General features: G+C 32.9%; 23 protein-coding genes. 5 read left to right on the top strand and 18 right to left on the bottom strand.

Features of this window, described 5'->3' with window-relative positions:
- Positions 1 to 126: 126 nt before the first annotated feature.
- The 6 genes from BUE10_RS19010 to BUE10_RS18985 form a co-directional block, all read right to left on the bottom strand.
- Positions 127 to 1,242: a heparan-alpha-glucosaminide N-acetyltransferase domain-containing protein gene (locus BUE10_RS19010; RefSeq protein ID WP_073487676.1), complete on the bottom strand. Its 1,116-nt coding sequence runs from the start codon at positions 1,240 to 1,242 to the stop codon at positions 127 to 129.
- Positions 1,243 to 1,244: 2 nt separating this feature from the next.
- Positions 1,245 to 2,576: a lysine N(6)-hydroxylase/L-ornithine N(5)-oxygenase family protein gene (locus BUE10_RS19005; protein WP_073487674.1), complete on the bottom strand. Its 1,332-nt coding sequence runs from the start codon at positions 2,574 to 2,576 to the stop codon at positions 1,245 to 1,247.
- Between the two features lie 6 nt (positions 2,577 to 2,582).
- Positions 2,583 to 4,115, bottom strand: coding sequence for a pyridoxal phosphate-dependent decarboxylase family protein (locus BUE10_RS19000; protein ID WP_073487672.1), 1,533 nt, complete (start codon positions 4,113 to 4,115; stop codon positions 2,583 to 2,585).
- 172 nt (positions 4,116 to 4,287) lie between these two features.
- Positions 4,288 to 4,914, bottom strand: coding sequence for a LuxR C-terminal-related transcriptional regulator (locus BUE10_RS18995; RefSeq protein ID WP_073487671.1), 627 nt, complete (start codon positions 4,912 to 4,914; stop codon positions 4,288 to 4,290).
- A gap of 189 nt (positions 4,915 to 5,103) precedes the next feature.
- On the bottom strand, positions 5,104 to 7,491 hold the full coding sequence (locus BUE10_RS18990) for a TonB-dependent receptor (RefSeq protein WP_073487669.1): 2,388 nt from the start codon (positions 7,489 to 7,491) through the stop codon (positions 5,104 to 5,106).
- A gap of 335 nt (positions 7,492 to 7,826) precedes the next feature.
- A complete protein-coding gene (locus BUE10_RS18985) occupies positions 7,827 to 9,392 on the bottom strand; it encodes a peroxidase, FMP-type (protein WP_073487667.1) in 1,566 nt (521 codons plus the stop codon).
- Between the two features lie 477 nt (positions 9,393 to 9,869).
- On the opposite strand from BUE10_RS18985, the gene BUE10_RS18980 reads away from it, so the two are divergent.
- The 4 genes from BUE10_RS18980 to BUE10_RS18965 all read left to right on the top strand — a co-directional run bounded on the left by BUE10_RS18980 (position 9,870) and on the right by BUE10_RS18965 (position 15,546).
- Entirely contained in the window at positions 9,870 to 10,655 is a 786-nt protein-coding gene (locus BUE10_RS18980) for a hypothetical protein (RefSeq protein ID WP_073487665.1), read from the top strand.
- 24 nt (positions 10,656 to 10,679) lie between these two features.
- The gene (locus BUE10_RS18975) at positions 10,680 to 14,396 is read left to right on the top strand and encodes a hypothetical protein (protein ID WP_073487663.1); all 3,717 of its coding nucleotides are present in this window, start codon (positions 10,680 to 10,682) and stop codon (positions 14,394 to 14,396) included.
- Between the two features lie 72 nt (positions 14,397 to 14,468).
- Positions 14,469 to 15,089, top strand: coding sequence for a DNA-3-methyladenine glycosylase (locus BUE10_RS18970; RefSeq protein WP_073487661.1), 621 nt, complete (start codon positions 14,469 to 14,471; stop codon positions 15,087 to 15,089).
- A 97-nt stretch (positions 15,090 to 15,186) separates the two neighbouring features.
- Positions 15,187 to 15,546, top strand: a complete 360-nt coding sequence (locus tag BUE10_RS18965) for a hypothetical protein (RefSeq protein WP_073487660.1) — start codon at positions 15,187 to 15,189, stop codon at positions 15,544 to 15,546.
- On the opposite strand, the gene BUE10_RS18960 is transcribed toward BUE10_RS18965, so the two are convergent.
- From BUE10_RS18960 to BUE10_RS18930, 7 genes are all read right to left on the bottom strand, one after another.
- A complete protein-coding gene (locus BUE10_RS18960; protein WP_159439069.1) occupies positions 15,539 to 16,579 on the bottom strand; it encodes an adenylate/guanylate cyclase domain-containing protein in 1,041 nt (346 codons plus the stop codon). The two genes, BUE10_RS18965 and BUE10_RS18960, sit on opposite strands and share 8 nt — an antisense overlap.
- 125 nt (positions 16,580 to 16,704) lie before the next feature.
- Positions 16,705 to 17,814 (bottom strand): alkene reductase, encoded by a 1,110-nt coding sequence (locus tag BUE10_RS18955; RefSeq protein ID WP_073487656.1) that lies wholly within the window; start codon positions 17,812 to 17,814, stop codon positions 16,705 to 16,707.
- 14 nt (positions 17,815 to 17,828) lie between these two features.
- Positions 17,829 to 18,653: a DJ-1/PfpI/YhbO family deglycase/protease gene (locus BUE10_RS18950; RefSeq protein ID WP_083598176.1), complete on the bottom strand. Its 825-nt coding sequence runs from the start codon at positions 18,651 to 18,653 to the stop codon at positions 17,829 to 17,831.
- A gap of 53 nt (positions 18,654 to 18,706) precedes the next feature.
- Entirely contained in the window at positions 18,707 to 19,435 is a 729-nt protein-coding gene (locus BUE10_RS18945; protein ID WP_073487654.1) for a putative quinol monooxygenase, read from the bottom strand.
- A 19-nt stretch (positions 19,436 to 19,454) separates the two neighbouring features.
- Positions 19,455 to 19,676, bottom strand: coding sequence for a 2TM domain-containing protein (locus BUE10_RS18940; protein ID WP_073487653.1), 222 nt, complete (start codon positions 19,674 to 19,676; stop codon positions 19,455 to 19,457).
- 28 nt (positions 19,677 to 19,704) lie between these two features.
- Entirely contained in the window at positions 19,705 to 20,292 is a 588-nt protein-coding gene (locus tag BUE10_RS18935; RefSeq protein WP_073487651.1) for an NAD(P)H-dependent oxidoreductase, read from the bottom strand.
- 75 nt (positions 20,293 to 20,367) lie between these two features.
- Positions 20,368 to 20,958, bottom strand: coding sequence for a Crp/Fnr family transcriptional regulator (locus tag BUE10_RS18930; protein ID WP_073487649.1), 591 nt, complete (start codon positions 20,956 to 20,958; stop codon positions 20,368 to 20,370).
- A 179-nt stretch (positions 20,959 to 21,137) separates the two neighbouring features.
- Here BUE10_RS18930 and BUE10_RS18925 point away from each other — a divergent pair, with 179 nt between their 5' ends.
- Entirely contained in the window at positions 21,138 to 21,752 is a 615-nt protein-coding gene (locus BUE10_RS18925) for a tetratricopeptide repeat protein (RefSeq protein ID WP_073487647.1), read from the top strand.
- A 9-nt stretch (positions 21,753 to 21,761) separates the two neighbouring features.
- Here the strand turns inward: BUE10_RS18925 and BUE10_RS18920 are convergent, their stop codons facing one another.
- The 5 genes from BUE10_RS18920 to BUE10_RS18900 form a co-directional block, all read right to left on the bottom strand.
- Positions 21,762 to 22,034 (bottom strand): hypothetical protein, encoded by a 273-nt coding sequence (locus tag BUE10_RS18920; protein WP_073487645.1) that lies wholly within the window; start codon positions 22,032 to 22,034, stop codon positions 21,762 to 21,764.
- Positions 22,035 to 22,061: 27 nt separating this feature from the next.
- Positions 22,062 to 23,417 (bottom strand): S41 family peptidase, encoded by a 1,356-nt coding sequence (locus tag BUE10_RS18915; protein ID WP_083598174.1) that lies wholly within the window; start codon positions 23,415 to 23,417, stop codon positions 22,062 to 22,064.
- Between the two features lie 24 nt (positions 23,418 to 23,441).
- Positions 23,442 to 24,224 carry a hypothetical protein gene (locus BUE10_RS18910; RefSeq protein ID WP_073487643.1) on the bottom strand — a complete coding sequence of 261 codons (783 nt, stop codon included), beginning with the start codon at positions 24,222 to 24,224 and terminating at the stop codon, positions 23,442 to 23,444.
- A 46-nt stretch (positions 24,225 to 24,270) separates the two neighbouring features.
- Entirely contained in the window at positions 24,271 to 25,119 is an 849-nt protein-coding gene (locus BUE10_RS18905) for a T9SS type A sorting domain-containing protein (protein ID WP_073487641.1), read from the bottom strand.
- A 69-nt stretch (positions 25,120 to 25,188) separates the two neighbouring features.
- Positions 25,189 to 26,505, bottom strand: a complete 1,317-nt coding sequence (locus tag BUE10_RS18900) for a hypothetical protein (RefSeq protein ID WP_073487639.1) — start codon at positions 26,503 to 26,505, stop codon at positions 25,189 to 25,191.
- Positions 26,506 to 26,542: the final 37 nt, after the last annotated feature.

Below are 26,542 nucleotides of genomic sequence, written 5' to 3'. Positions count from 1 at the left end.
TTTAGTTTCGAAATCATTTTAATCTTTAAAATCTGTGGCAAAATATTTTTTGATTTTCTATGTTCAATGCAAACCTGACAGGGTTTAAAAACCTGTCAGGTTTATCTAATCGTAAGAATATAAATTCTAGCTGTTTACAATTAATTCATTGCTGTCTTTATTACTCCATTTGGTTTTCCAAAGTGTTTTGATTCCATTATAAACCAGCTGAATACTTATACTTGTGGCAATTACAACCGGGAATAAACTTAAAACAAACCATTGATTATGTTCCCAGAAACCTAAAACATACATTCCCCAATTGATCAAAACCCATTGAATTACGTATAAACTTGTTACGTGTTTGCTACAGAAAATCAATAAATTGAATACTCTATTATTTTCTTTAAACAAGTGTACTACAATGTTAATCAACCAATATAAAACGAGATTTGTTCCCAATAATAAAATACTTCCGCCAGGTCCTAAATGGTAATAATCTCCAAAATGATATTCGGGATTGGAAAAGTTTAAAATCCCTCCAAAGGCAATAAAAGCTAAACCAACGAATAACATTTTCTTAAAAAATACTTCCTGATTTTCGTTTAATTCTTTGTACCATCTTCCTAAAAACATTCCGATTAAAATGAAAGCACTCCACGGAAAAACAGGGAAATAAACATTAAACTGATTGCTAAAAAATAAATCGCAGATATAATCTAAGCCCACAATTCCGACTCTGAAACCGCTTAATTCTTTTGAAACAGCTATGATTGCCAAAGCCACAACTAATGGCACATATTTACTTTTGCTATAATGGTTGATAAGTCCCATAATAAACAATGTGATTCCTGCCAATTGTAGAATATCTCCCAAAAGCAAAAAGAAAATCCCTGTTTCTAATGTTCCTGATTTTAAACCGTAAGCCGAAACAAAAGCTTCTGGAAGTCCGCCAAAAATGAATTCAGGAACCAAAAATTTTAAAAGATTCATTCCGTAACCAACAGCCAAAATATATAACGCTCTTTTGCAAACGGCTGTAAAAGTTTGTCTTCTTGATAATACAAAAGAAATTCCCATGCTAACCAAAAACATGGTTGTGCCGCGGCCTAACCATAAAATAATTTCGCCTAAAACAGTTTTTGTCTGCGTTTCAATTGTTCCGTAAATTAACATCGTGTGAATCATCATCATCAAAATCACACTCATTCCTCTGGCAATATCGATCGCCAAAACTCTCTTTTTTTGTTGTACTGTTTCCATAATTATGCGATGGTTTCAAATGCCGGAGATTCAATCACTTCTGCTGCGGGAACTCCAAATTCCTGAAAAGCAATTTTGGTTTCTACAGCATAATGTTCAACCCCGGTAATTTCTTTAATGATGTATGAGTTTCGGTAACAAGCCATTCCTAAATCGGGTGTTACAAAACCATGCGTATGTAATTCAGCATTTTGCACAAAAACTTCGTTTCCATTATTGTCAATTGAGTAATTTCTGTTCGTGGCAAAACGTCCTTTATCATCCCATTGAATTCTGTTAGCGATTCCTTCTAAAAATTGAGGTAATTTATAACCGTAACCCGTTGCTAAGACTAATGCATCGGTTTTGTGGCGGTATCTTTTATCTTGCTCCACCTGATGTAATTCTAATTCAAAAGATTTATTCATTTCATCGTAAGTTCCTTTGGTACAAGCCGCGTTGGTTCTTAAATTCACATCAATTTCAGTTATTACTTTTTTGCTGTAAATGGTATCGAAAATTGTGGCGATCAAATCTTTATTGATTCCTTTGTACAATAATTTCTGGTTCTTCAACAAATCATCTCTTTTATCTGAAGGAAGATTATAAAAATAATCTACATATTCCGGAGATGTCATTTCGAGCGTTAACTTGCTGTAATCCATTGGAAAAAATCTTGACGATCTTGTAATCCAGTTTAACTGGTATCCGTAAACATCAATTTCCTGCAATAAATCATTGAAAACTTCGGCAGCACTTTGTCCGCTTCCTAAAACCGTAATTGATTTTTGTTTTTGAAGTGAAGCTTTATTTTGAATATAAGCTGAGGAATGGATTGCTTTTCCTTTTAAAGATTGACAAGATTTTGGAATATGCGGCGCTGTTCCGGTTCCTAAAACAATCTTTTTGGTTTTGTAAATCGTAGTAACGTTTGTTTTAGCAGAAAGTGTAGTTACAATATAAAGCTGTTGATTTTCATCATATTCAATGGCTGTAACTTCCGTATTAAAATAGATATTCGGTAACTTTTTAATTGCCCATTGACAATATTGATTGTATTCATTTCTTAGTAACAAGAAGTTTTCACGGATGTAAAACGAATACATTTTTCCTTGTTCTTTGATGTAATTCAAAAAACTAAACGGACTTGTAGGATCTGCCAAGGTCACTAAATCTGCCAGAAACGGAATTTGTAATGTCGTGTCTTGCAGCAACATTCCCGGATGCCAGTTGAAGGATTCATTTTTATCAAAAAATAATCCGTCCAAATTTTCAATTGGTGCGGTTAAACAAGCCAGACTTAAATTGAAAGGCCCTACTCCAACTGCTATGAAATCGTATATTTTGTTTTGCATTTTATTTTAATTTTTTAATGAATATTCATTTCCGTGATATACAATCAAATCGATGATTTCTTCAATATCTTTTGGGGTTGTTAACGGGTTTAATAAAGTGAATTTCAGGAATACTTCGTTGTAGACTTTTGTACTCGTAATGATGGCTTTACCTTCGTTAAAAATGGCTTTACGAATGTAGCTGTTGATGCCGCAGTATGAATTTTCATTTCCGGTAAATGGCGTATAACGAAACACAATCGCACTGATTTCCGGTTTATGAATGATTTCGAAATCTTCTCTGTTTCTCAGTAAATCTGCGGTGAATTGGGCATTTGAGATTGCTTTTTCCATATAAGAACTCAAACCTTCTGTTCCGATCATTCTCAACGTAAACCATAATTTTAAGGCATCAAAACGACGTGTTGTCTGGATTGATTTTTTTACCATGTTTGGAATTCCTTCGTCTTCCTGTTCTTTAGAGTTCAGATAATCAGCGTGGTATTTGATATAATCCACAAAGGATTTATCTCTCATAAAAAAGCCGCTTGAACTTACAGGCTGATAAAACGTTTTGTGATAATCGATTGTAACTGAATCTGATAATTCGATTCCTTGAAGTTTTTCTTTATGCAGATTACTGATTAATAATCCACCGCCGTAAGCCGCGTCTACGTGAAACCAGATATCATTTTCATTGGCGACCGAAGCAATTTCTGCCAATGGATCTATGGAACCAAAATCTGTTGTTCCAGCTGTTCCTACAATTGCAATTGGAATATTTCCTAAATCTTTTTGCTGCTGAATTACCTTATTTAAGGCATTCACATTCATTTTAAAATCAGGATCTACAGCAACTGGAATTACGGCATTTTGTCCTAAACCTAAAAGACTTAGGTTTTTCTTTAAACTAAAATGGCTTACTTCAGAACATAAAACCCTGAATTTTGAAGCTTCAGGAGGAAGTCCGTCCATTTTTGGATCAATTCCGAAATGCTTTTTGATGTAATGATCTCTCGCTAAAAGCAATCCCATCATGTTGGACTGCGTTCCGCCGCTGGTAAAAATTCCGTCGGCATTTTCAGGATAACCCAATTTGTCAAGCGTCCATTTAACTAATTTTAATTCTATGAAAGTTGCTCCTGTACTTTGGTCATAAGTATCCATCGAAGAATTTAATGAAGATACAAAAGCTTCAGCCACAAGTGTTGGCGTTAAAATTGGGCAATTAAGGTGCGCTATGTATTTGGGATTATGAAAATGAATACAATCATCTAAATAAATATCTTTTAATTCATCCAAAACATAATCCAGGCTTTTTCCTCTCTTATTTTCTTCGAGATAAATATTATCAATTTTTCGCTTAATCGTCGAAATACTGGTTCCGGTAAAGGGCGTATCTCTTTCTTTTAAATGATTTTCAATTGTTTTAATGGCCTTTTTCATGCTTTTCTTATAAATCCCAATTGATTTATTGTTGTTAGAAAAAACATGTTTATCGTGCGCATTTTCAATTATGACTTCTTGCAGTATTGTTTCTAATTTTTCTTGTGCCTCCATTGTGGTATTTATTTAGATTGATTCTAAAGAATAATTTTCCACAAATGTAGTTTTGTACGAAAATTAAATCAATACCATAAAAAAGTGAAAATTATTTCTATAATTGAGGTAGTCAAAATACCTCAATTATAGTAGGAAATAAAGCATAAAATTTACTTAAATAATGCGAAAATTACTTTATTTTCTTTTCTAAAGCATAAAGTATCAGTTCAGGAGTGGTGTGCCTGCCTGTTTTTTTCATGATGTTTTTTCGATGTGTCCTGAAGGTATGAATACTGATAAAAAGCTGTGAAGCGATACTTTTTCCATTATTTCCCTGTGCTATTTGTTTCAGGATTTCAAACTCTCTCAGCGTCAGTTTTTCATCGCTTTGGGCAGTTGGCAAAGCAAAAACATCAATAAACGTATTTAAGGTTTTGGGACATATATAACGTTCTCCGTGCTGAATTTTATATAAGGCATCAAAAATAGTCTGCTCTTCGCAATCTTTTGATATGAAGCCGTTTATATTTTCTTTTAAGAAGCTGTCAATGGTTTGTTTGTTCTTAAAATACGAAAGGATTATGATTTTGCATTGCGGATATTTTGTTTTGATAATTTTGAGATCATCATCATAAAACAAAAAAATATTATTGGGATCAATAATCAAACATTCTATATTATTTTTATCCAAACATTTAAACAGCTCTTCTCGTGAATTTGTCACTTTTAAGCTGGGTGTTTTGACAAGCTTTTTTAGTGTGTGCCTCAATCCAATTATGTGTAGGTTTTCAGAATCGGCAATAAGGAAATTTTTCATTTTTACTATTTAGATTTAGTCTAAACAAAAGTAATATAAAAAAGATTATTATGCTGTTATTTAGATGTAAAAAAATAGTTTTTTTCTTATAATCATAATGTTTTTTTTTTGTGATAAGCTGAATGTACTAAAAAAAAAAGCCCGGACAGTGTCCGAGCGTTTTGCTATTCTAATTACTTCTAAAATCGCTTAAAATTTATACGCTACGCTCCCCATCATTGTGCGTGGAGCCTGAACGTTTATTGTTGTATAACCGTTAAAGTATAATTCGTCTGTAAGGTTATTTACTTTTAATGATACTCTGTATTTAGGCTGATCGTAATACAATGCAGCATTTACTACAGCGTAAGAAGGTAATTCAAAAGTTTCACCTGGTCCAGCATTGTAAACGTATGTAGCATCTCCATAGTTACCACCAAATCCTAAACCTAATCCTTTTAGTTTTGTTGTTTGAAGGTTGTAGCTAAACCAGTAGTTAATTAAATTTTCTGGTCCTGCAGTTACAGGCCTTACATCATTTAACTCAGAATCATTTTTTGCATAGCCCACAAGTAGGTTTAATCCCGGGATTGGGTTTGCTGTAACTTCTAATTCAAAACCTTTACTGAATTGTGTACCGTTTTGTACGTTTGCATTTGGGAAATTTGGATCAGCAGTTACGATATCTTTTACTTTGATATTATAGTAACTAATTGTAGCACTTAATTTATTTTGGAAAGCATTTGCTTTAACACCAAACTCAAACTGGTTTGCTCTTTCAGGGTCAAATTGTTTCAATACAAGAGTACCACCTTCGTTTGCACTTGCAAATCCTACGTTTTTAAAACTATTTTGGTAGTTACCAAATACTGATAACTGATCTTTTAAAATTTGAAAAACGGCACCAAATTTTGGAGAGAATGCATTTTGAGAAAATTTGCCAGCCTCTGTACCTGAAAGCGGATCAAATGATCCTTGATTTTCAAAATGATCAAAACGTACTGCTGCCGAAAGAATTAACCTTTCTGTAATGTTAATGGCATCTGCAACATAAGCACTGTACGTTGTTATAGCACTGTTGCTCGTATATGGATTATTACCATTTCCGGCAAGCATATCCCTTACATTCGTTGGATTAAAATCATAATAATTAGCTGCCGTTCCTGTATAATTGATTACATCATACGGAGCATAATCTTTGATATTTTTGAATACTAAATTGTTTGAACCATAATAGATATCACCACCTACTAAAAAGCGGTTTCTCATTGATCCAATGTTGAAATCACCATTAAAGTTTTGCTGGAACTCAATAGCGTTGTCTCTACCATTTGCATCCCATGCATTTCTTGATAATTGTTGGTTTGGTAAAAGGTAAAACCATGTTTGCAAACCAGTTGCTTTATTAGAACTGCTGCTAAATACAGTTTGTGAAGTCCATTGTTCAGACATTTGGTATAAAGCCTGTGCAAAAACATTTAATGTTTTAGTATTCATCACAAATTCGTCTCCTAAAAATGATCTTTTAAAGTTGATGTCAAGATCTTTAGCATTTTTAACTCCTAACTGAGATGGAGCTGCACCAAAATAAATTAGAGGCATACCTGAGTTGTCCTGGTTTCCTATTTCTGCATCAATAGAAATAGTAAGTTTATCATTTACTTTATAAGAGAAAGATGGCGCTACAAAAAAGCTTTTTGAGTAACCGAAATCCTGAAAAGTATTGGCATTTCCAAAAGCAGCATTTAATCTGAATAAAGCTGTATTGTCGTCGTTGATTGGAGTATTAACATCAGCAGTTAAACGGTTAAAACCGTAGCTTCCGTTTTGATATGAAATTTCTCCGGCAAAAGTTTCAAAAGGTTTTTTAGTTACACGGTTGATTAATCCTCCGTATGAAGAAACTACGTTTCCAAAAAGTGTAGCCGATGGCCCTTTAATAACTTCAATTCTTTCAAGGTTTACAGCATCAGTATTACTGTTTACTTTTCCTGCAAGACCGTTTCTTACTAAACTTTGTGTTGTAAATCCACGAAGTGAATACCAAGAAGCACCGTCACCTGCACGGTTAGTAGCAGCCCATAATTGGTATAAACCCGGTACGTTTTTTAAAGCTTCATCTTGGTTTGTTACTAACTGGTCTTTAATTAATTCTTTAGTTACAACATTGTAAACTTGTGAGTTTTCAAGGTTTTTAACTGATATTCTAGATACATACTGGCTTTCTGCTTTTGTATACTTGTTTGCATTTCCTTTAACAAATACTTCAGTCAACGCTTCAGATGTTGTGATTAAGGTAAAGTTTACTACAAGTTCTTTTCCTGCTGTAATAGTGATAGCTTCTTCTTTTGGTGAAAATCCTACTACAGAAGCCTTTAATGTATAATTACCAGGCTTAATATTTTTGATTTCGTAGTTTCCCTCAGTATCAGTAACAGTTCCAATCTTTGTTCCTCTTAAAGTTACTGAGATATTATCAGCGATTTCATCATTAGATAATGAAATTTTACCTTTGATGGTACCTGTCTGTGCAAACGAAGTAGCAGCTGTAAGCAGCATAAGGCAGCTCAATAGCGGAAGTAGTATTTTTACTTTCATGTTATTTAGAATTATTTTTAATAGCGCAAATTTATGCGTTGTGTTAAAATAAACCAAATTATTTGTATTTATTCCAAATAATAATAGTGTAAATAGATTTTACTGTTTATTTGTCAATTTTTTAAATATAAAAAAGAAGAATCCTTTTTTTTTAACACAAATAAGCTAATTAATTAATCTATAAAAAAGATGTTTGCGAAATATTATGCGAATATTTTTAAATATTTAAGTATTTATTTCTATCCTAAATCATGCAATTAAGATTTAAATGTAAAACCTCCAAAATCAACTGAAATTGGAGGTTTTAATTGGAACAAAAAGCGTGTTCAAAAAAATTATTCTTTATGATAAGGACATCCTGAAGGTGCAGAAGATCCGGCTGCTGCAGAAGGTTTAATGGTATTTGAGCTTGGGAATTGCTCTTCAATTAAACGTTTTTGATCTGGTGAAACATCTTCTAATTTACGAAGTGTATTTACCTGAATGTGCGGCCAGCTTGTAGTTCCGCCGTCGTCTCCAAAATCAAATTCAAAAAATATAATCTGCTCGTATTGCAATTGAAGGATTTCTTTTCCTTCTTCTATAACTGTTTCAATCCACATTGTCATGTTCATTTCAACAGTGCTAACAAAACGGTTTACAAACGGAACATTTAATATTCCGCCTTGTGCTCCTGTTTTATTTTTTGATGATAACTGAATAAGAACATGGTTTTTTATTTTTTCTCCTTTGATGGAATCACGAAGGCGCAAATCTGGTCTTACAGAATAGGGATACAAATCATCAGCAAGAATTCGCTGTGTATAAATTTTATTCTCTCCGGGGTCATTTATATCATTTAATTTTTCGAATACCCAGGCAGGCGGTGCCTGGTCAAGATTTATCGGTTTTTTTTCGCTTGCTCCTGCTCCTCCCATAGTTCTTGAAATGGAAAGATGATCGTATTTCCAGGCTGCATCTCCATATGGAAATTGAGGTGCACCATCAATTAAATAACTTGGATCTCCCTGAACCAAGTCTCCTAATAATGTTATAGTACTTCCATGCGGAATTACTCCGCTTCGTGAAATAGAATAATCGGGAATAAAGTAAGGTCCTGTTTGTCCGGCTCCGGGCTTCAATTCTTTAGAGGCAATAATTTCAGAATAAGGTCTTCCGTTTAAATTTTCCAGCGTTACATATTCTTTTTGTCCATGATCATTTACAATCAAAAAAAGAGTTTCGTCCTGATAGCCGCTTTTATACAAATCTTTATTTGGGTTTGTTGGTGATACTGGGTGTACACCGCGATCTTCTTTAATTGTTTTTTCGGTAGCGGCATAATTAAATATATCGCTCAGCCATAAATACATCCCGTTTTCTTCGTGAATTGGAGTATATTTTAAAGAATCTTGCCCCTCTACAGTGTTGACACTTTTAATACTTTGTTCGTATTTAACAGCTCCGCAAAATTGTTCGTTTGCACCACCGCGATTACGAACGCCTCCAGGCACTAAATCAAAGGTTAGTTTTTCTATATACTCTTCGCAATCGAAACTGTATTTTCCGGGAATCGTTCCTGCATTTGTACCTGGCGATGGCATAATTGTGGTGTGGATTCCGCTTCCTATTAATTTTCTATCATTTTGTCCGTTATGATTATAACTTACCCAAGTTCCTTGTAATACCTCTAAAATACCATAATCTACGTTGTTTACAATTTGCTGTAAATTACTTTCATGAAAAGCTCTTATTGGATCTTCAATTTGAACTTTTGCATATCCATCCATCAAATCTCCTAATATTCCTTTACTTTCCTTGTCTTTGGCATCTCCAAATAATAATTCTTTTTTACTTACATCTAGATTTTGAGCTATATGAGGCAGGTTTATCTCATCAGCGCCGTTTTTTCGTTTTAGCATCGTTTTTATTTTTTTGATTAGTAAATCTGGGCATTCAAAAACATGGCAATGCTTTAAAATAACTTTAAAAACACTACCGTGAATCTAAATTACCGGAGATAGAAAATCAATTATAAAAAAATGGCATAAAGCGGGAATTATTCGTCACAAAACAAGCTATATAAAGGATGGAATTATCTCTGGGGTTTAAATTTAAAAAAGGGTATAAACACCCTTTTTTCATTTCTTATATTGTGATAAATTTGAATCACATTTACATAATATATTTACAATCAGTAAATTATTAATTCTCATACGCACCTACAAAGAGAATATTCTACATGCCTTCTTTTTCAATGACTGCTTAATTTATTTCGTATGCTTTTGCATAAATCAGGCATCATAACGTATTGATTACCTCATTGCCCTTTTATTTATAAAGCTTTTGAAATTTAAAAAATGATATCAAATGAATTAATAAATTAAAACCCAACGATTATGAGTTCAATAGTACCACCAGACAAGAAAGCTAATTATGAAAAATTATTTGCTTCCTGCATTATAAAAGAAGCTAAATATCCTGAAATTGATAAACTAGTTGCAAAATTGGTTTCGAATAAGGCAAGGTATCAATCTGTGGGAAATCCGTTAAATATTCCCTGGTATGTCGTTGCGATAATACATTGCATGGAAGCTAGTTTAAGGTTTGATACTCATTTACATAATGGTGATCCGCTTTCTAAACGTACGGTTCAGGTTCCTGCGGGACGTCCAAAAACAGGTAATCCGCCCTTTACATGGGAATACAGTGCTAATGATGCTTTAATTTTTGACAAACTAAACTTATGGACGAATTGGGAAATTGCCGGAATTCTTTATAAACTGGAATTATTTAATGGTTTAGGTTATTATAAACAAGGTATTAATTCTCCCTATTTATGGAGTTATTCCAATCATTATTCAAAAGGGAAATATGTAAAAGACGGAAAATATGATCCTAATGCAGTTTCAAAACAATGCGGGGCTGCGGTATTACTAAGACGTTTGAGCGAGCAAAAGCTGATAACACTTCCTAATGGTCATATTGTAGAACAAATACTGGCGCAGGGCAATAAAACATTATACTATTCCGGAGCTGTTACCAATGAAGCTAAAGATTTGCAAACACTGCTCAATAAAGCCGGAAGCGTACTAAGAGTCGACGGAAAAGCAGGCGAAAGAACCTCAACCGAATATTTTAAATTCAGCAAAACGTATTTAAAAGGAGATCCAAGAAGGGTATGATATTTTATTAATCAAGTAAACAAAATGGGACTTTCTTCCAGCATAGGCGATTTATTCAACAAACACATTTACTCCATAGTAACGGCGGTGATTATTGCTGCATTAACGTTTGGATATCTTTCTTATATTCTCCCTAATAATCAGCAAAAAGAAGATGCCAAAAATATAGTTATTTTACAAGGTATCGAAAAACAATTGAATGCTTACATAGATGATCAGGTCAAATTTATAAGCGATACAACAGACAACTCTCGCCTAATATACTATAGGGATTTTACAAATATTTATATCGATAGTATTACTATAAATAAAAAAAAATATCAGGAATTTGAAAACGGGACAATAAAATTATCAAGGACAATAAAATTATTAGAAAGATCTACAGATTCCGTTAATAATCCAGATAAAAAGGATGTTTTTAAGGACACAATCACTAATGAAATCACTATTGATCTAGTCAAATTTTTAAATAAAATTGATTCTACCACTTATTTTACATCATTTTATATTTGTCCTGTTGAAGGAGGACAGTGTCAATCTCATAAATCATTTTTATCAAAAAATGTCAGCCTTGTTGATCAGGATAGTTTGATTCGATACAATAGAAACAATGGCCCTTTTAGTTTTAAAAAATCTTCCGTTAGATATTACACCAATCAAATAAATATTCCTCAAACTAATAAGACACTTTTTTTAGCTGTGGGAATTCAAAAATCTGTCTTTGACAGTAATGTGCAGCAAATTGATTCTAACCTTTTGATTTTTAGCCTCATATTAGTAATTCTTTTAATATTAGGCATAAATTTTATAAAACCCGTTATAAGCAGCTACAAAGAAAGATTAAGTCAATTTGATTTAGTTGGTGTTGTATTTTCTATTGGATTATTGACTGCAATTCTTGTCATATTTGCTACATTATCTTATTGGAACAATGCCATAAAAACCAAAACTATAAATGATTTAGAACAGTTGGTAAACAAAATAGACAAGTCTTTTAGCAATCAAATTAAGACTTATGAGAATTGGAAAAATGATGATTCGATATTGGGAACAGCATGGAAAAGTTCAGAAATAAAATTTGCCAGAATATATTTAGAAACCGATTCAAAAACCAATTATTTAAATGAAGGTCCTCTTCCTGAAAATAATTCAGATGACGAAGATAAATATCTTATTTTAGAAAATAACGATTTTAAAAAGGATACGAATAATTTAAAAGAAGACATTACTAATTTTAAAAAAAATATAATTAATTTAAAAAAAGAAATTACTGATTTTAAAAAAGATACCAATAATCTTGAAAAAAACATAACTAATTTAAAAAAAGATATAACTAATTTAAAAAAGGATATAATCAATTTTAGAAAAGATACAAATAGTTTAAAACTGATTAAATATTTGGATAACTATTTTAGAATGGACAATGAAGGGATACTTACCAAAGATTTAACTAATACAAAACTCGATATCCCAAGAAAATATTCAGATAGAATGTACTTCAAAATACTGCAGCAGAAAAATACAGGTAATATAAAAACCGGGCCTGTACTAACTGCCGTTTTTTCAAGAGACAGTAATAAGTACCAATTAATATATGCCCAAAAAGATTCCCTTGAAAAACCGAAAAGCGGAATTGAAGGTATTGCTTTTAGAGAATATTTTTCTGATGAATTAGAACTGCCTCCGGGAACTGGTTATATGATTGTAGACCGATATGGAGGTATTATACTGCAAAATGATCCCGGGAAGAATTTATATCAAAATTTATATTACGAATCTCAAAGTAATCCTGAATTTGCGAGCGTGCTATCTGGTATAATTCCTAATTCATTTGAAATGGAATATCAAGGAAAAGCGTATCAAATCTATGCAAAAAAGTTAGATATAAACAGTATCTCCCCTATCTATATTCTTGGAGTCCGTGATTTGTCTCACCTCGATCGTTTATCCATATTTACATTTACGAACGGATTTTTAATTGCGGTTTTATATGGCTTTTTTATAATATTAATCAATTATATCTATTCCATAATTTTTTACAGCGGCCGCATTAGTGCTTTGTCAAAACATCACTTTTATTATCTTTTTCCAGATAACAGCCGAACTGATGAATATAAACTATTATTAATTGTCAATGGTATTTCAATTCTATTAGCATTAATAGCATCTTTCATTTTTGCTCCTTCTATAGTCTTAGTTTTCTGTATAGCACTTGGCTTAAATGCTGCATTTATAAACCTGATTACTTTAAGTATTCGTACTCTAAACCCTAAGATGCTACTAAATAAACTGGTCTTGTTTTTAGTTATTCCTACCATTCTTCCTCCCTTATTTGTATACTTAGAATGGAATTTGTTTTTTGCAGTTTTACTACTTTTCAGCGTACATATCAGATTAGTTTTCCATTACAGAAAATGGAGAAATGGACAAAAAGATGAACTTAAGGCGTTTGTAAATAAAAATGAAGGGGTTAACAGAATTCCTTATACCAGCTTCCTTACTGCAAGACTTTTGTATCAGTTTTTTGTATTTCCATTCGTTTTAATTAGTGCTTTTTATGTTACCGAAATAAATGATTTTGCAAACTACTACTGCGCTTCAATTGATGCCAAAGAGCAAAATATAAAAGATAAAGATGATTTTATAATACCTGATAGAGTAACCGAAGCTTATAACTGTAATTGTCAGGAACAGACTAAAGAACAAAACAAAGTACAATCTAAAAACCAAACTAACGAACAAAACAAAGAACAGCCTAAAGATCTAAACAAAAATCAAAGCAAAGAACAAATTGAAGATCATATCATGCAAAAGGCAAACCTTAGCTTTTTTGATCGTCCTGCCAGTTACGAAATTAAAAATTTTACATTCAGCAGACTTAGCGACAAATATTATCTAAATTCGCTGGCAATTTTTCAAGGTGAAAATGATATTGCTTCAATTATAATCATTTCTTCCTTATTGATATTTGTTTTATTTATTACCATTTTGGCCTATCTCTTACTAAACTACTATAGTAACCGTTTTTTCTTTTATGATTTAATGCAGGTTTCTTATGAAAAATACTATCCATTCACGAAAAATAAATTAACAAATGATCACGTTTTTATCGCCATGGTAAATAATGATGATATAAAAAAACTAATTCAGGCTAATAGTACCAACAAAGCAGACAAAGTCGATAAATCTAATAACATTAAAGTCCCGCCCAAACGCAGAATTTATATCGACGAAGTTTTTGATTGGGATAATAAGAATGAAATATCCCCTTTTTTAAGAATGGATTTTATACTTAATTCTAACCATAAACGATTTTACAATGAGTATGATGCTATCTGGAAAGGCCTCCCAAGTGAAACTCGCTACGTTCTTTATGATTTTGCCTTAGATCACTTTGTAAATTACAAAAACAAAGATACTCTTATGACTCTTATGGAAAATGGAATAATTGACTGTCATAAATTAACCGGAAGATTAAAAATGATGAGTTTGAGTTTTAGAATTTTTATTTTATCTAAAAGTAAACGCGATGCATCATTTATCCAAAGATTTAACGACCAAAGTAAGAATGGAACCTATAGCAAATTTAAGTTTCCGATAATAATTATTGCCGTTAGTGCCTTGATTCTGCTAATGTATCTTAATAAAGACAGTTATGATCAGGTAACTTTAGTGGGAGGCAGCGTTGTAACGGTACTGGCTTTGATTAATAAAATCCTCGACGTTAACAAAAGTCTTTGATTTGAAAAAATAATTGCTTTATAAATTGCTTTGAAATTTCGACCTTCGTATCAAACTTATAATTGAATAACAATGGTCGAATCTCCAAGCAAAATACCGTTTTCTTATTACCTCAATCCAGATGTTATTTTCCTTGCCAAAGATCTTTTGGGAAAAGTGCTTTATACGCAAATTGACGGTGAAATAACTTCTGGAATAATTGTAGAAACAGAAGCTTATTTTGGCATTCAGGATAAGGCTTCACACGCTTACGGCGGACGAAGAACGGATCGAACGGAGACTTTATACAGCCAGGGCGGTGTTTCGTATGTTTATTTATGTTACGGAATTCATCATCTTTTTAATATTGTAAGTTCGGTTGAAGGTGAACCTCATGCGGTTTTAATTCGGGCGATTGAACCTTTGACTGGAAAAGATATTATGGAAACGAGACGGAATATGTCTGCATCAAAAGGGGCAATTTCTGCTGGTCCGGGTTCTGCAGCAAAGGCTTTGGGCATTGATCGTTCTTTTAATAAAAAAGATTTAGGCGGAGAAGAAATCTGGCTGGAAGATCACGGCATTCGATATACTGAAGATCAAATTGCTGCATCGCCACGCGTGGGTGTTGCCTACGCACAGGAAGATGCACTTTTGCCGTGGCGGTTTTTTATTAAAGGAAATAAATATGTCAGCAAACCAAATAAGGTATAAAACGGTAATTTTTCGAAACTTTAAAATTTTATAAATTTGTAAAATTATTGAGGTGATTTATACCTAGCATCTATTCAATTTCTCCATCAAAAAATAAATGACAATACAAGATTTAATTGGTGATTATTCCATTTCCGGAAGCAATCAGGAAGAGAGTAATCACGTTACTTACAAAGGTACTTTGAGTTTATCCTTAGACGATAACAATAGAATTATTGCAAAATGGTTCATCAATAATGCACAGGTTCAAAAAGGTCATGGTTTCTTTAAAGATAATATTCTGATCATTAATTTTAGTTATAAAGGCGATGACAATAAAACGTATAAAGGCGTTGCGGTTTATAGATGCATTACAAAAGATGTATTGGATGGCTTTTGGTCAGAAAAACATGGAAATCCGCTGTTTTTAGGCACAGAGCATTGTTTGAGATTAGAAACTACAGAACGGCTTAACTAAAATCAACGGTATATAATTTCATTGGTTTTGCTTTTCCACGCAAAAGTATTTCTCCCTTTTGAATATAGGTTATCGAATTATCTTCGGAAAGTGCATTTTTCATGGTTTCAGAAATGACAAAATCGTGGTTAAAATTGTTGCATTCGCATTGAATTCTTGACGTTGTATTTAAGAGATCCCCATGGTAAACAATTTCTTTTTTTACTTTTCCTACCCAGGTTGTTACGGCGGTTCCTATATGCATTCCGGCTTTAAACTTTGGAACCAGATTGTATTTTCCTAAATAATATTCTCTTTTATTATCTATACATTGTTTAAGAAGATAGAAACAATATAGACAGCGTTTTTCTTTTAATCCGGCTGCAGATTTCCATGTTAGAATAATTTCATCTCCCACGTATTGGTAAACTTCTGCACGCGATGCTTGAATTGCATGGGTAAAATCGTTGAATAAATCCTGCAGTAAATTGCTGTATAGAATATCTCCTAACTGTTCGGCGAGTGTGGTAGATGATTTTACATCGACAAACATAAAAATTCGCTCTTCCTGAATTGGCCGATGGTATTGTCCTGTAAAATAATTATAGAAAAAACGAGAACTTAATAAACTGCTGATTTCTAAAAAGAGAATTAAAAATATAGACGCTCCCAGAGAAAACATATAATCCTCAAACAAACGTTCTTTAGCATATTTAATAAAAACTTCCTGATAAGAAAGATGCCCCAGCATCTCTGAAAATATCAGAACAAAGAAAAGTAAAAACAACAATATGCTTATGCTGTAAATAAGAGCTTTTAAAAGCATCGCTCCTAAAAAGGAATATCGGTTTAAATTGATAAGCCGTTTTTCAAATGTTATAATAATAAAACCAATAAAAACGCCTATAATTATGCCGGGCAAAAGCTTTAAATAATCAAAGTTGGATTCTGCATCAGTAATTGAGGCATATAATAAACCTAAGATTCCGCCGGCAATAGCGGCTTTAAAAGCAAGACTGTATTTTTTATAAAAAGGCAGCTTAGGCAAATCCATATTAAAGATGCTTTCGTTCTTTATAAAAATAGATAAAATCTTAATATAAACTACCGCAGAAGTTTTTCTGTTCAAAAAAAATCCCTGAATGAAATTCATTCAGGGAAAACTTTATTCTTATAATATTAAATTTCTGCGGGCTGTTTATAAACTTCCCAGTCTGTATAACCGTGATTACCTAATCCGTAATGCAAATCACGAATTGGCTGCGTTAATTCCCAATTGTTTTGTAAACGTTCTACTAAATCAGGATTCGATATAAAAGGTTCTCCAAATCCGGCAATGTCAATAATTCCGGCATTAATAAGCTGTTCTGATTTTTCTCTGTCCATACTTCCGGCAAGAATAATAACGCCATCGTACCAAGAACGGAAACGCTCTATAAAGCCATCCGGTAAAGCGTGACTTCCTTTTGACTGCTGATCCATGATATGGATATAAGCAATGTTTCTTTTCTTTAATTCTTCGGCCAGATATTGATATGTTGCTTCTATTTCATCATAATGCGGCAAATCTCCTAAACCTCCGTATGGCGTTAATCGAATACCAACTTTTTCATTGGTTACAGCATCAACCGAAGCATCAATAATTTCTAGTAAGAATCTTGAACGATTTTCGATACTTCCTCCGTATTCATCTTTACGATTGTTTACAAAAGGGTTTAAAAACTGTTCAATTAAATAACCATTGGCTCCATGTATTTCTACACCGTCAAATCCTGCTTTAATGGCATTTTTAGCTGCATTTGCAAAATCGGTAACAACATTTTTAATTTCATTTACAGAAAGTGCTTTAGGCTTTGATGCCGCAACAAAACCTTCTATTCCATTTTCATTATAACCCCAAGCCGATGTATTTTGTGCCTGAATATCTGATGGACCAACCGGAGCGATTCCATTAGGTTGATTTGAAGTATGTGATACTCTGCCTACATGCCATAATTGAGAAAATATTTTACTTTCTTTTTCATGTACTGCTTTTGTAACTTTCTTCCAGCCTTCAATTTGCTGCTCTGTATATAATCCGGGAATGTATAATACGCCTTTTGCTGTTTCAGAAATGGCTGTTCCTTCTGTAATAATTAAACCGGCGCCAGAACGCTGTTCATAATAAACCGCATTATTTTCGTTTGGAATACCATCTTCATTTCTTGCCCTTGTCATTGGTGCCATCGAAATACGGTTTTTTAATTGTAATGAACCAATCTGAACTGGTTTAAAAATATCTATTTTCATAATAATCTGTTTTCTTATTTTTTAATTAACCAGCTTTCAACAGCTCTTGAAAAATCTGCCACATCAATTGGGTGACGGCTGGTAATAATGTTTCCATCTGTTACGACAGGTTGTTCAAGAATAGTTCCGCCGGCATTTTTTAAATCTACCTGAATGTTCCAGTATCCTGTCAGCTTTCTTCCTTTTAAAATATCGGCAGAAGCCAATACAACCGGAGCGTGACAAATAGCCGCAATTAATTTTCCTGATTTATTGAAGTCCTGAATAAATTTGATTACATCTTTGTCATAACGAAGGTTATCCGGATTCCAGGCTCCACCCGGAATAAATACTGCATCGTAATCACTTACCTTTATTTGGTCTGCGGTACGGTCAAATTTTATCCACCCAACAGGCTGTAAGTATTGAATCGCCATAACATGCGTATTTGCCATTTCAGGAAATACTAAACCGTATCTTTCTGGAGCCGGATTAAATTTTGGTGACACTATTTCAACTTCTGCTCCTAATTCTTTAAAATACCATACTGGCCCTGTTAATTCAATTTCTTCGAAACCATCGGCTACGATTACGGCAATTTTTTTGCCTTTTAATGCTGTTTTGTCTTTTACCGGAGTAAAGAAGAAAGCTTTTAAAGCTTCGTTCCCTGGTGCGTTTAATAATTTTGTCACCGGCATATTTACAACGGCTGACTGAGTAGATAATTGATTTACAACTTCTAATTCATGACTGTAGTTTGTTTTCATTTCGTTTGTTTTTACGGTTACTTGTGCTTCTGCATTTACTACAGCAAGTACGCTTGTTATACCTGCTGCAATGATTTTACTAATTGTTTTCATTTTTTTAGGTTTTAAATATTAATAATTTGTGTTTAAAATTTTTCTGTTTAATGTTACTCTCGAATAAGCGGTGCAAATTCAATTAGGTTATGAATTCCGTCCTGAAACGGCTGTTTTTTTATACTCGTATTTAGGTAATCTATTACGGGTTGAATTGGCGGAAAATTGAGATGATATTGAAATGCATCGTTACTTCTGAATTTTTCGAAGGTTACAAATTGGGTTTTATCGTTCTCCAGCTGCGATAACTGATACGTTACTACGCCGGGTTCACTTCTAAACTGCGGCATTGCGGTATGGTAAACTTCCATGAAGTTTTTCTCTGTTCCGGCCTTTGCATCTACAAAAAGCATAATGGTTAACTGATTGTCTTCTTTTTTACTTGTTCTTCTCCATTGCTCTTTAGTGAGAGGTTCTAAATCTTTTACATAGATTATTTTCTCAGGTTTTACTAATGCAGTTTTTACAAGCTCTTTTAAAGATTTTGAATTGTTTTTATCCAATGCTGCTTTGCTCGTCCAGCGTTCAAATAACCATATAACCGTTTTGTTATTCTGTTCAAAATAAGCTTCAGACATAATGTTGCTTTCCTTTAAAATAGATTTTTGAACGTACTCGCTTATAGCTTTTTGAAAATCCTCCTGATATTGCTCTTTTACTTCGTAGCGCGTAATTTTAGCTGTTTCATTTTGTGCCGACGCCAATGCGCTTTGTAATGAAAATAGAACGGTGAAAATCCCTAAGACTTTTTTAGAAACTGTGAGTTTTGCTTTTGTTATCATAACTTCTAAAATTTTGAGATTATTTATTTCCGTTTTTAAAGATGAAAACGCCCAGATAATGAAATAATAAACCTACTGCCCATGCACCAGTCTGCCAAAGCGGCCATAGATACGTTCTGTCTGTTAAAAACCAAATGGTCCAAATGGCAGGAATTGATAATACAAATACTAATAAGTGAATTCTGAAACCTTTTTTAGGGTCAATGTGAGCAATTGTATGCTCGTTTGCTAGATGTCTCATGATATTAAAATTTATTAATTGATTGTTTTTATATAAGTTGTGTTCCTAATTTTTCTGTTTTTTTCAGCCATTTAATACGCTGTTTTTCTGTTGATTTTCTCATGAAACCAAAAGTGGAGAATTTGATAGGATCGAATCCTACGTAACCGAATACGATGTCTTTGAGGATTTGATATTGAGAAGCACGATAGATGAGATAGAACCACCATTTAGGAGTGTCCATCGTAATTAACAGCCTAAGGCTTTTTCCTTTTAAAAGTTTTTCGGGGAAGATTTTTCCTGAGTGATGTTTGAATGCAAAATCAGGCATAAAGATTCTGTCTATAAATCCTTTGGTAACGGCAGGCATAAAACCCCACCAGTTAGGATAAGACAATACAATGTGATCTGCCCAAGAAATGAGTTCCTGAGCCTGAATTAGATCTTTTTCAAGCGGTACTGTTTTTCCGGTTTTATATCCGTCAGCCAGATTTACATCAAAATCTAATTGAGAGATATAAATGGTTTTACAAATTGCTCCTGTACGCTCTACTCCTTTTTTGTATGCATTAAGCAAGGCATTACAAAATGAGTTTTGAGAAGGATGACCAAGTATTAATAAGATATTCGTTTTCATTGCGCATCATTTTAATTTGACACTGCAAAGATTTTAAATAATGGAAAGTACTTCCTGACACAAATGTGTCAAAAACTATTGGTGCGCTAATTTTTGACGAATTCTGGTAAGTGTTTGTCTTTCAATACCCAGATAACTGCAAAGATGTGAAATGGAAATCCTGTTAAACAGCTCTGAATAACACTTTATAAAATCGAGATAACGTTCCTCGGCGGTTTGAAATATAAAGCTTTCGATACGGGCCTGCTGACGTTTTAAAATTTCTTCGGCAACTAATCGTCCGTATCGTTCAAAGCTTGGTAAATGCTCATAAATCCACTGCATGTTTTCATACGATAGACAAACCATAATTACAGGTTCTAAACACTGAATGGAATATTTACTGGGCTGCTGTGTTATAAAGGCGGGATAGTGTGTGGCATATTCACCTTCGGCGTAAAAACCTACAGTAATTTCATTGCCTTCATTATCTATAAAAGAGGAACGCACTAATCCGTTTGCTATAAATCCTATAGCTTTTTGTACTTTTCCGTATTGAAGAAAGAAGTCTTTTTTATTGAATTCTTCAATTGTAATTTTTGAAGCAAATTGAGAAAGTTCAGCATCAGTAACGTTAGGACAAATTTCCTTTACTGATTTTAGAAATATTTCTTTAGCTAAATTCATTATCCTTATTTGCTTTGAAACCTCTAATTTAAAAAGAATGTTTTTTAAAATGTAAAAAACACACCATTATTTTTTATTTAAATTAAACTTATAATGTCCTGTGTATTAATTTTTTATTAACTTTAACGTCCAGTCAAAATTTAGCCAGCTGAATAGTATAACTTCCTAAATTTAAAATTATGAAATGGTTCGTGACTTTAAAAACAACATTTAAGGACAAATTTTTTAAATCAAACCTTAAAAATAGTTTTGTGGATTTAGAGAAAGGAAAACAGCTTTATTCCACCAGCCATTTTCAGGAGGCTATTATTCATTTAGATAATGTGGTGAATTATGAATTTGATTCGACAGCTTATGAATTAAGGGCGAGCTGTTTTCAAAAACTGGAACATCATTATAAAGCCATTGAAGATTTTGATAAGGTAATTGAATTTAACCCGCTAGAGTTTTCTTATTACTACCATCGGGCCGTTTCTAAAAAAGCCGTTTTTGATTTTACGGGACAAATTGAGGATCTTCATAACTGTATTCATTATTATAAAAAGAATAAAAATATTGAAATTGGTTTATTAAAAACATTTGAGACTGATTTAATAAACGCAGGAAACCATATCGAAAAACTGAAACATAACATTAGTTCTTTTCATAATAATTCTTATTTAGAAATAAAGGCATTGCTGACTGATTGTCTTTATCAAATAAAGAAAATAAGGCTTAAAAGGAATAAAATCAGAACGCCTTTTCGCCAGATCAAAAAAGAAGAACTGTCTCCTGTAATAAATCCTGAAATATAGATTTTTCTATTAAAGCTTCTTTTCAGGTCCTGTTTTTATCTTCCTTAAGTTTTTATGAATAATACTGCGGGTTGATTTTTTCTTTAGTTCATAATCTCTGGTACATTTTTGTAATTCTGCCAATAAGATTTTAAAACAATTGTACAAAACATCGAGTTCTTCCATGTTTTGGTAAATCTTAAGATCATCTTCTGATGTTGTTTGTACCGCAATAGTTTCATCTTTATATTTCTCAAAAATTTGCAGCAATTTTCGATGTTCAATGTTATCAATTCCCTGCATAACGAACGATCAATGTATTTATAATTTTCATGGTGTAATTTGCAAAAGCGGGTCAATATCTGTACTTATTTTGCTAAGCGGCAATGATTGTACAGTTTCTGTTTTTATTTTGTTTGTGTTTCCTGATATTCTATTTAAGGCTCCTTGTAATAAAGTTTCAGAGCGGTTTCCTAAAGCAAATACTTCTGGCTGCTGTAATTCATTTAAAACTATTTCAGGGTTTATTCCTTTTGAATAATTTCCTTCGTGTCTGGCATTAAATAATTTATATATGGAAGGGTACAATATCCAGCCTCTTTTATCCGGATTCCGGTCGTCTGAAATTGGAAATCCTGCTACATCTTTACCAAATGTTTTTTCGCCAATTGTAATAACTTCCATATAGGGTTTTAAATTATTAATAATAAGTTCTGATGCTGATGCCGTACGTTTTCCGCATAAAATATAAACTCTATTAATAAAAGGATGTGCATTGCGTAAGGCATCAAAACTTACCGAAGATTCATTACTTTTTAAAGCCGTAGTAAAAGATTGGTCAACATTTCCTCCGTTTTGATTTCCTTCAAATTTTATAAAAAGATCGTCTGCTTTTATATTTGGTGCCAAAATTATACTCAATGCTGTCGCAGATGAGATATCTCCTCCTCCATTATATCTTAAGTCTAAAACCAATTCTGTTATGGATTTGCTTTTTAATTCCTGAAACATCTGCAGATACAATTGTGCTTGTCCAACATCAAAATGTGGAATGCTTACATAACCAATTTTAGTATTCTTATCTTCGATTACCTGATATGGAATGGGCTGTAAAAAGGTAAACCCCTGCAAAATAGAAACTGTTTTTGGATTAGAAAAGCCTGTTTGGGCAGAATAAGAAACTAATTTTAAATCCAGCTCCGTTTCGGCAAGCATATTATTATACAGATTATCATAGTTTTCAAACTTCAATTCTGTTCCCTCAATATGGGTAATAAGCTGTCCTCTTTGCAAACCATTATTTTTTGCAGGAGAATCTTCTAAAACATATAATATTACACCATAATATTTTCCTTCAAACGCTATAAAACTTACGTCAAACCCGAATTTACTTCTAAGGCTTTTAGGTGAAGTTTCGGGTTTTTCAGGATGTATTGCGTAGGAATAAATATCTTCGGACTGCAGTAAGGTTTTAAAATATTCTTTTGGATCTGAGGCTAAATTACCTTGGCTTTTTATTACATTATTCCATAGATAATATCTTTTCATTTGATTGTACATCCAGTCGTTTACATATTCATTTGTATTTTCTTCATACGTTACTGGCTCATCTGTGTTTTCACACGAAATAAGAAACAGGGTAAAAAAGAAAAAAGAAAACAGCTTAATAGGCAAACAGTTTTTCATTGGATAATCTTAGAATTAATTATTTTAATGAGCCGTAAAATCAAAAAAATCTACCAGATTTAAACTTGCATCAACACTTTGAAATTTGCCATTTCCATCTTTTCTTTCATCCAAAACGATTAATCCTGATTTGTTTGGCAGCATCAGCATAACTGTAATAACTTGTCTGCCGCTTATATAAGATTCGGTTGTATTATGTTTAACCAATTCCATTCTGATAATTGGAGGCAGACTTGATGGAAATTCTATAAAATCGCTGAAGTTATCTTTGCCAATGTTTTTGACTACTCCTACTACTTCTCCGTTTACTTTGCGCATTATTCCGTCTAGTTTTCCGGTATAACCGCTGGCAGAATATTTATTAAGGGTTGGAAAAATAAATTTGAAACCTGCATTTCCTGTCTGTGTTATTTTTCCGGGTTTCGTTGCCAAAACATTGTTTATCCATAAATCTTCTTTGGTATAAAAAGAAATAGTATCAATAGGTTTTGCAGTAGTTAGTTGATAAGATTGTAGAAGCTGCTTGCTTACTTTATTCGTAATTTCAACCAATTTTGTTTTATTTGAATAAAATACAAATTCGTAATTTTTAGCAACTTTTTTTATGTAGGCATTTGTTTTTCCTTCTACAAGGATTTTTCCATCTACCGCTATTTGTATAGAATCTTTTTGTGCATTGTAACCTTGTATTACTACTTTTCCGGGCTGCTGTTCTTCATAATAAGGAACCATATCTTCATTGATGCAGGCCTGGCAAAGAAGAAGTACAATTGAAAATAAAAGTATTGGAACAATTTTAGTTTTCATATTTTATATTTTGTCTTTATAATTATTTCTGAAAATAATTATCTGTTTACTTTTTGATAAATTTTATTTTTTTGGAAGTTGTATTATTTGATATTACCAGAAAATAAATTCCCTGCGGAAGATTTACTACTGAAATATTTTCTTTTAAATCTGCATTACTTTTAACTAACAATCCTGAGGAATTATAAATTTTTGCTGCAAAATCTTCGTTTAGAAATTGTTCGCTTATTTCTAATTCTAAATTTTCGGCAACAGGATTTTGTTTAAGGCGAATTGTATTATTTTTATCGAAATCGTCAACACCTAAAAGTGCTTCGGCAGTGATCCATACTTTATCAACTTCATATCCAACAAAATTGCTGTTTTCATTTAAAAGGGAAATGTAAACGTTTTGATTGCCGACAAACTGCGAAATATCTACCACATAATCTTTAAATTCCGGATCTAATTGTGATATTCTTTCCATATAAACGGTTCCCAAAAGTGTGGCTGAAGCCGGATCTGGAGATGTTCCTCCGTATACTAAAATATTTTTGCTTCCGCCGAAAATTGCCATTTGTGCAGTAAAATCTAATTCAATTTTTCCGCTGTAGTACGACAAATCTATTGCTGGCAGCATGGCCCAGTTTTGTTCTATTATATCAAGCGCCGCACCCGTATTTAAATCAATATTATAAGAACCTAATACATTAAAATTACCATCTTTAATTCCTCCTGTATTTTCATCAAATTGAATGTTTTTTCGGGCACTCCAGTTACTGCTGTTGCCATCTTTGTCTAATAAAGTCCAATCTGAAACGTCACCATCCTCAAAATCATCTTCCCAAATTGTAAACTGGGCAGATGATACAGTTGTAATCATTAGTAATAAAAATAATAGTATAATTTTTTTCATATTTTATTTGTAAAAAGCATGGACAGAAATGCTGCCCATGCTGAATTAAATATTGCTTAACCTAACTAATTAGAAATTTGAAAACTTAGTCCAAGTAGCTGTCCAAAGTGCTTCAGTTTTGAATGCACCTGTAGCACCAGAAAGGTCAAATGCACTGTCATTAAAGAATGGCTGAGTTAAAGACCATTTGTGTCCTGGAACTACAGTAGATGTAGCATTTCCAAAACCTAAAGCAACTGTTGTTGGCAATACTGGATTAACATATCCGTGGATAGATATTGCAGACCAAGAAGAACCAGTTGATACTGAAGGAGATTCCCAGTTGATTCCTCTGTTGTATCCTGTTACAGTAGCATCAGTAAGGCTGATTTGCCCTAATCTACGTACGTGGATTCCATTTTCGTATGAGTTAGCAGCTGTTGCAGAACTTACACCAATAATAGATAATTGAGAGATAACAGGACGTGTAATAATTGTTGTAGAAGTACCACCAGCATTGTTATCTAACTCGATACCATTAGAATCTGGTACTAAGTTTGGTGCAGTACCACTTGTACTGTGAGTAGAATTAATATCAGCAAGAGCGATTGCTTTTGTGATTGTTCCAGTGTAACCTAAATCAAAATCAAAGTTATCATCATCTGGAGCAAAAGAAACTAAATGAGTAGCATTAACTCTACCTCCAAAAAATTCAAATGAATCGTCTCTACCGTAAGAAACCTGAACGTGATTAACTGTAGTAAGAGCACCAACTCCACCAAAAGTTACACCATTGATTTCAACACCAGTTGCAGCATCTAAGATTCTACCAGCAAATTCAACACGAACATAAGAAATTGTTCCTGCATTGTGAGAAGCATTAGATCCACCATAGAAGAAATCAGAAACATTTGGCTGATCACCTAATCCTTCGATAATATTAGTAGTTGATCCGTTATTAACCTGATCATCACCTAAAATTACAAGACCACCAAAATCTCCAGGAGCTCCTTTTGTAGAAGCGTTACCATCTAACAAGTTGTAACTTGTAAAGATAATTGGAGCATTTAAAGTTCCTTGTGCATTAATTTTACCAGTTTTAGTAATTACAAGAACTCCTGTAGCAACACCAGCAGCAAGAGGTTTTGCTTTAATGTAAGTACCTGCCTGGATTGTTAATGTAGCTCCAGATTTTACACGAACTACTCCGTTAATTTCCCAAACTTTGTCACTTGTCCAAGTTGTGTTAGTTGTAATATCTCCACTTACAGTTTGCACTGTTGTAGGATATCCGCTGTAGTCAGCCCCAGCAGCTTTCATAGAAAAAGAAGAATCAGCAGAAGAATCATCATTTTGGCAAGAACTCACAAGTAGAGCTACAATTGCGAACATAAAAAATTTTTTCATAATAATTTAATTATTGCTATATTTGCCGCTATTAAAC

This window comes from Flavobacterium sp. CF108 (assembly GCF_900129795.1).
In the GTDB taxonomy this organism is placed as follows: domain Bacteria; phylum Bacteroidota; class Bacteroidia; order Flavobacteriales; family Flavobacteriaceae; genus Flavobacterium.
Note: the sequence above shows the minus strand (reverse complement) of the source record. Positions and strands in the feature narration are given on the sequence as shown.

Excerpts from the sequence above, each read along its gene's own strand:
- BUE10_RS18935 (WP_073487651.1), bottom strand. The coding sequence starts at position 20,292 with ATGAAAACGAATATCTTATTAATACTTGGTCATCCTTCTCAAAACTCA.
- BUE10_RS19010 (WP_073487676.1), bottom strand. The coding sequence starts at position 1,242 with ATGGAAACAGTACAACAAAAAAAGAGAGTTTTGGCGATCGATATTGCC.
- BUE10_RS19000 (WP_073487672.1), bottom strand. The coding sequence starts at position 4,115 with ATGGAGGCACAAGAAAAATTAGAAACAATACTGCAAGAAGTCATAATT.
- BUE10_RS18900 (WP_073487639.1), bottom strand. The coding sequence starts at position 26,505 with ATGAAAAAATTTTTTATGTTCGCAATTGTAGCTCTACTTGTGAGTTCT.
- BUE10_RS18920 (WP_073487645.1), bottom strand. The coding sequence starts at position 22,034 with ATGCAGGGAATTGATAACATTGAACATCGAAAATTGCTGCAAATTTTT.
- BUE10_RS18910 (WP_073487643.1), bottom strand. The coding sequence starts at position 24,224 with ATGAAAACTAAAATTGTTCCAATACTTTTATTTTCAATTGTACTTCTT.
- BUE10_RS18970 (WP_073487661.1), top strand. The coding sequence starts at position 14,469 with ATGGTCGAATCTCCAAGCAAAATACCGTTTTCTTATTACCTCAATCCA.
- BUE10_RS18955 (WP_073487656.1), bottom strand. The coding sequence starts at position 17,814 with ATGAAAATAGATATTTTTAAACCAGTTCAGATTGGTTCATTACAATTA.
- BUE10_RS19005 (WP_073487674.1), bottom strand. The coding sequence starts at position 2,576 with ATGCAAAACAAAATATACGATTTCATAGCAGTTGGAGTAGGGCCTTTC.
- BUE10_RS18990 (WP_073487669.1), bottom strand. The coding sequence starts at position 7,491 with ATGAAAGTAAAAATACTACTTCCGCTATTGAGCTGCCTTATGCTGCTT.
- BUE10_RS18950 (WP_083598176.1), bottom strand. The coding sequence starts at position 18,653 with ATGAAAACAATTAGTAAAATCATTGCAGCAGGTATAACAAGCGTACTT.
- BUE10_RS18905 (WP_073487641.1), bottom strand. The coding sequence starts at position 25,119 with ATGAAAAAAATTATACTATTATTTTTATTACTAATGATTACAACTGTA.
- BUE10_RS18940 (WP_073487653.1), bottom strand. The coding sequence starts at position 19,676 with ATGAGACATCTAGCAAACGAGCATACAATTGCTCACATTGACCCTAAA.
- BUE10_RS18930 (WP_073487649.1), bottom strand. The coding sequence starts at position 20,958 with ATGAATTTAGCTAAAGAAATATTTCTAAAATCAGTAAAGGAAATTTGT.
- BUE10_RS18925 (WP_073487647.1), top strand. The coding sequence starts at position 21,138 with ATGAAATGGTTCGTGACTTTAAAAACAACATTTAAGGACAAATTTTTT.
- BUE10_RS18975 (WP_073487663.1), top strand. The coding sequence starts at position 10,680 with ATGGGACTTTCTTCCAGCATAGGCGATTTATTCAACAAACACATTTAC.
- BUE10_RS18945 (WP_073487654.1), bottom strand. The coding sequence starts at position 19,435 with ATGATAACAAAAGCAAAACTCACAGTTTCTAAAAAAGTCTTAGGGATT.
- BUE10_RS18980 (WP_073487665.1), top strand. The coding sequence starts at position 9,870 with ATGAGTTCAATAGTACCACCAGACAAGAAAGCTAATTATGAAAAATTA.
- BUE10_RS18965 (WP_073487660.1), top strand. The coding sequence starts at position 15,187 with ATGACAATACAAGATTTAATTGGTGATTATTCCATTTCCGGAAGCAAT.
- BUE10_RS18985 (WP_073487667.1), bottom strand. The coding sequence starts at position 9,392 with ATGCTAAAACGAAAAAACGGCGCTGATGAGATAAACCTGCCTCATATA.
- BUE10_RS18915 (WP_083598174.1), bottom strand. The coding sequence starts at position 23,417 with ATGAAAAACTGTTTGCCTATTAAGCTGTTTTCTTTTTTCTTTTTTACC.
- BUE10_RS18995 (WP_073487671.1), bottom strand. The coding sequence starts at position 4,914 with ATGAAAAATTTCCTTATTGCCGATTCTGAAAACCTACACATAATTGGA.
- BUE10_RS18960 (WP_159439069.1), bottom strand. The coding sequence starts at position 16,579 with ATGGATTTGCCTAAGCTGCCTTTTTATAAAAAATACAGTCTTGCTTTT.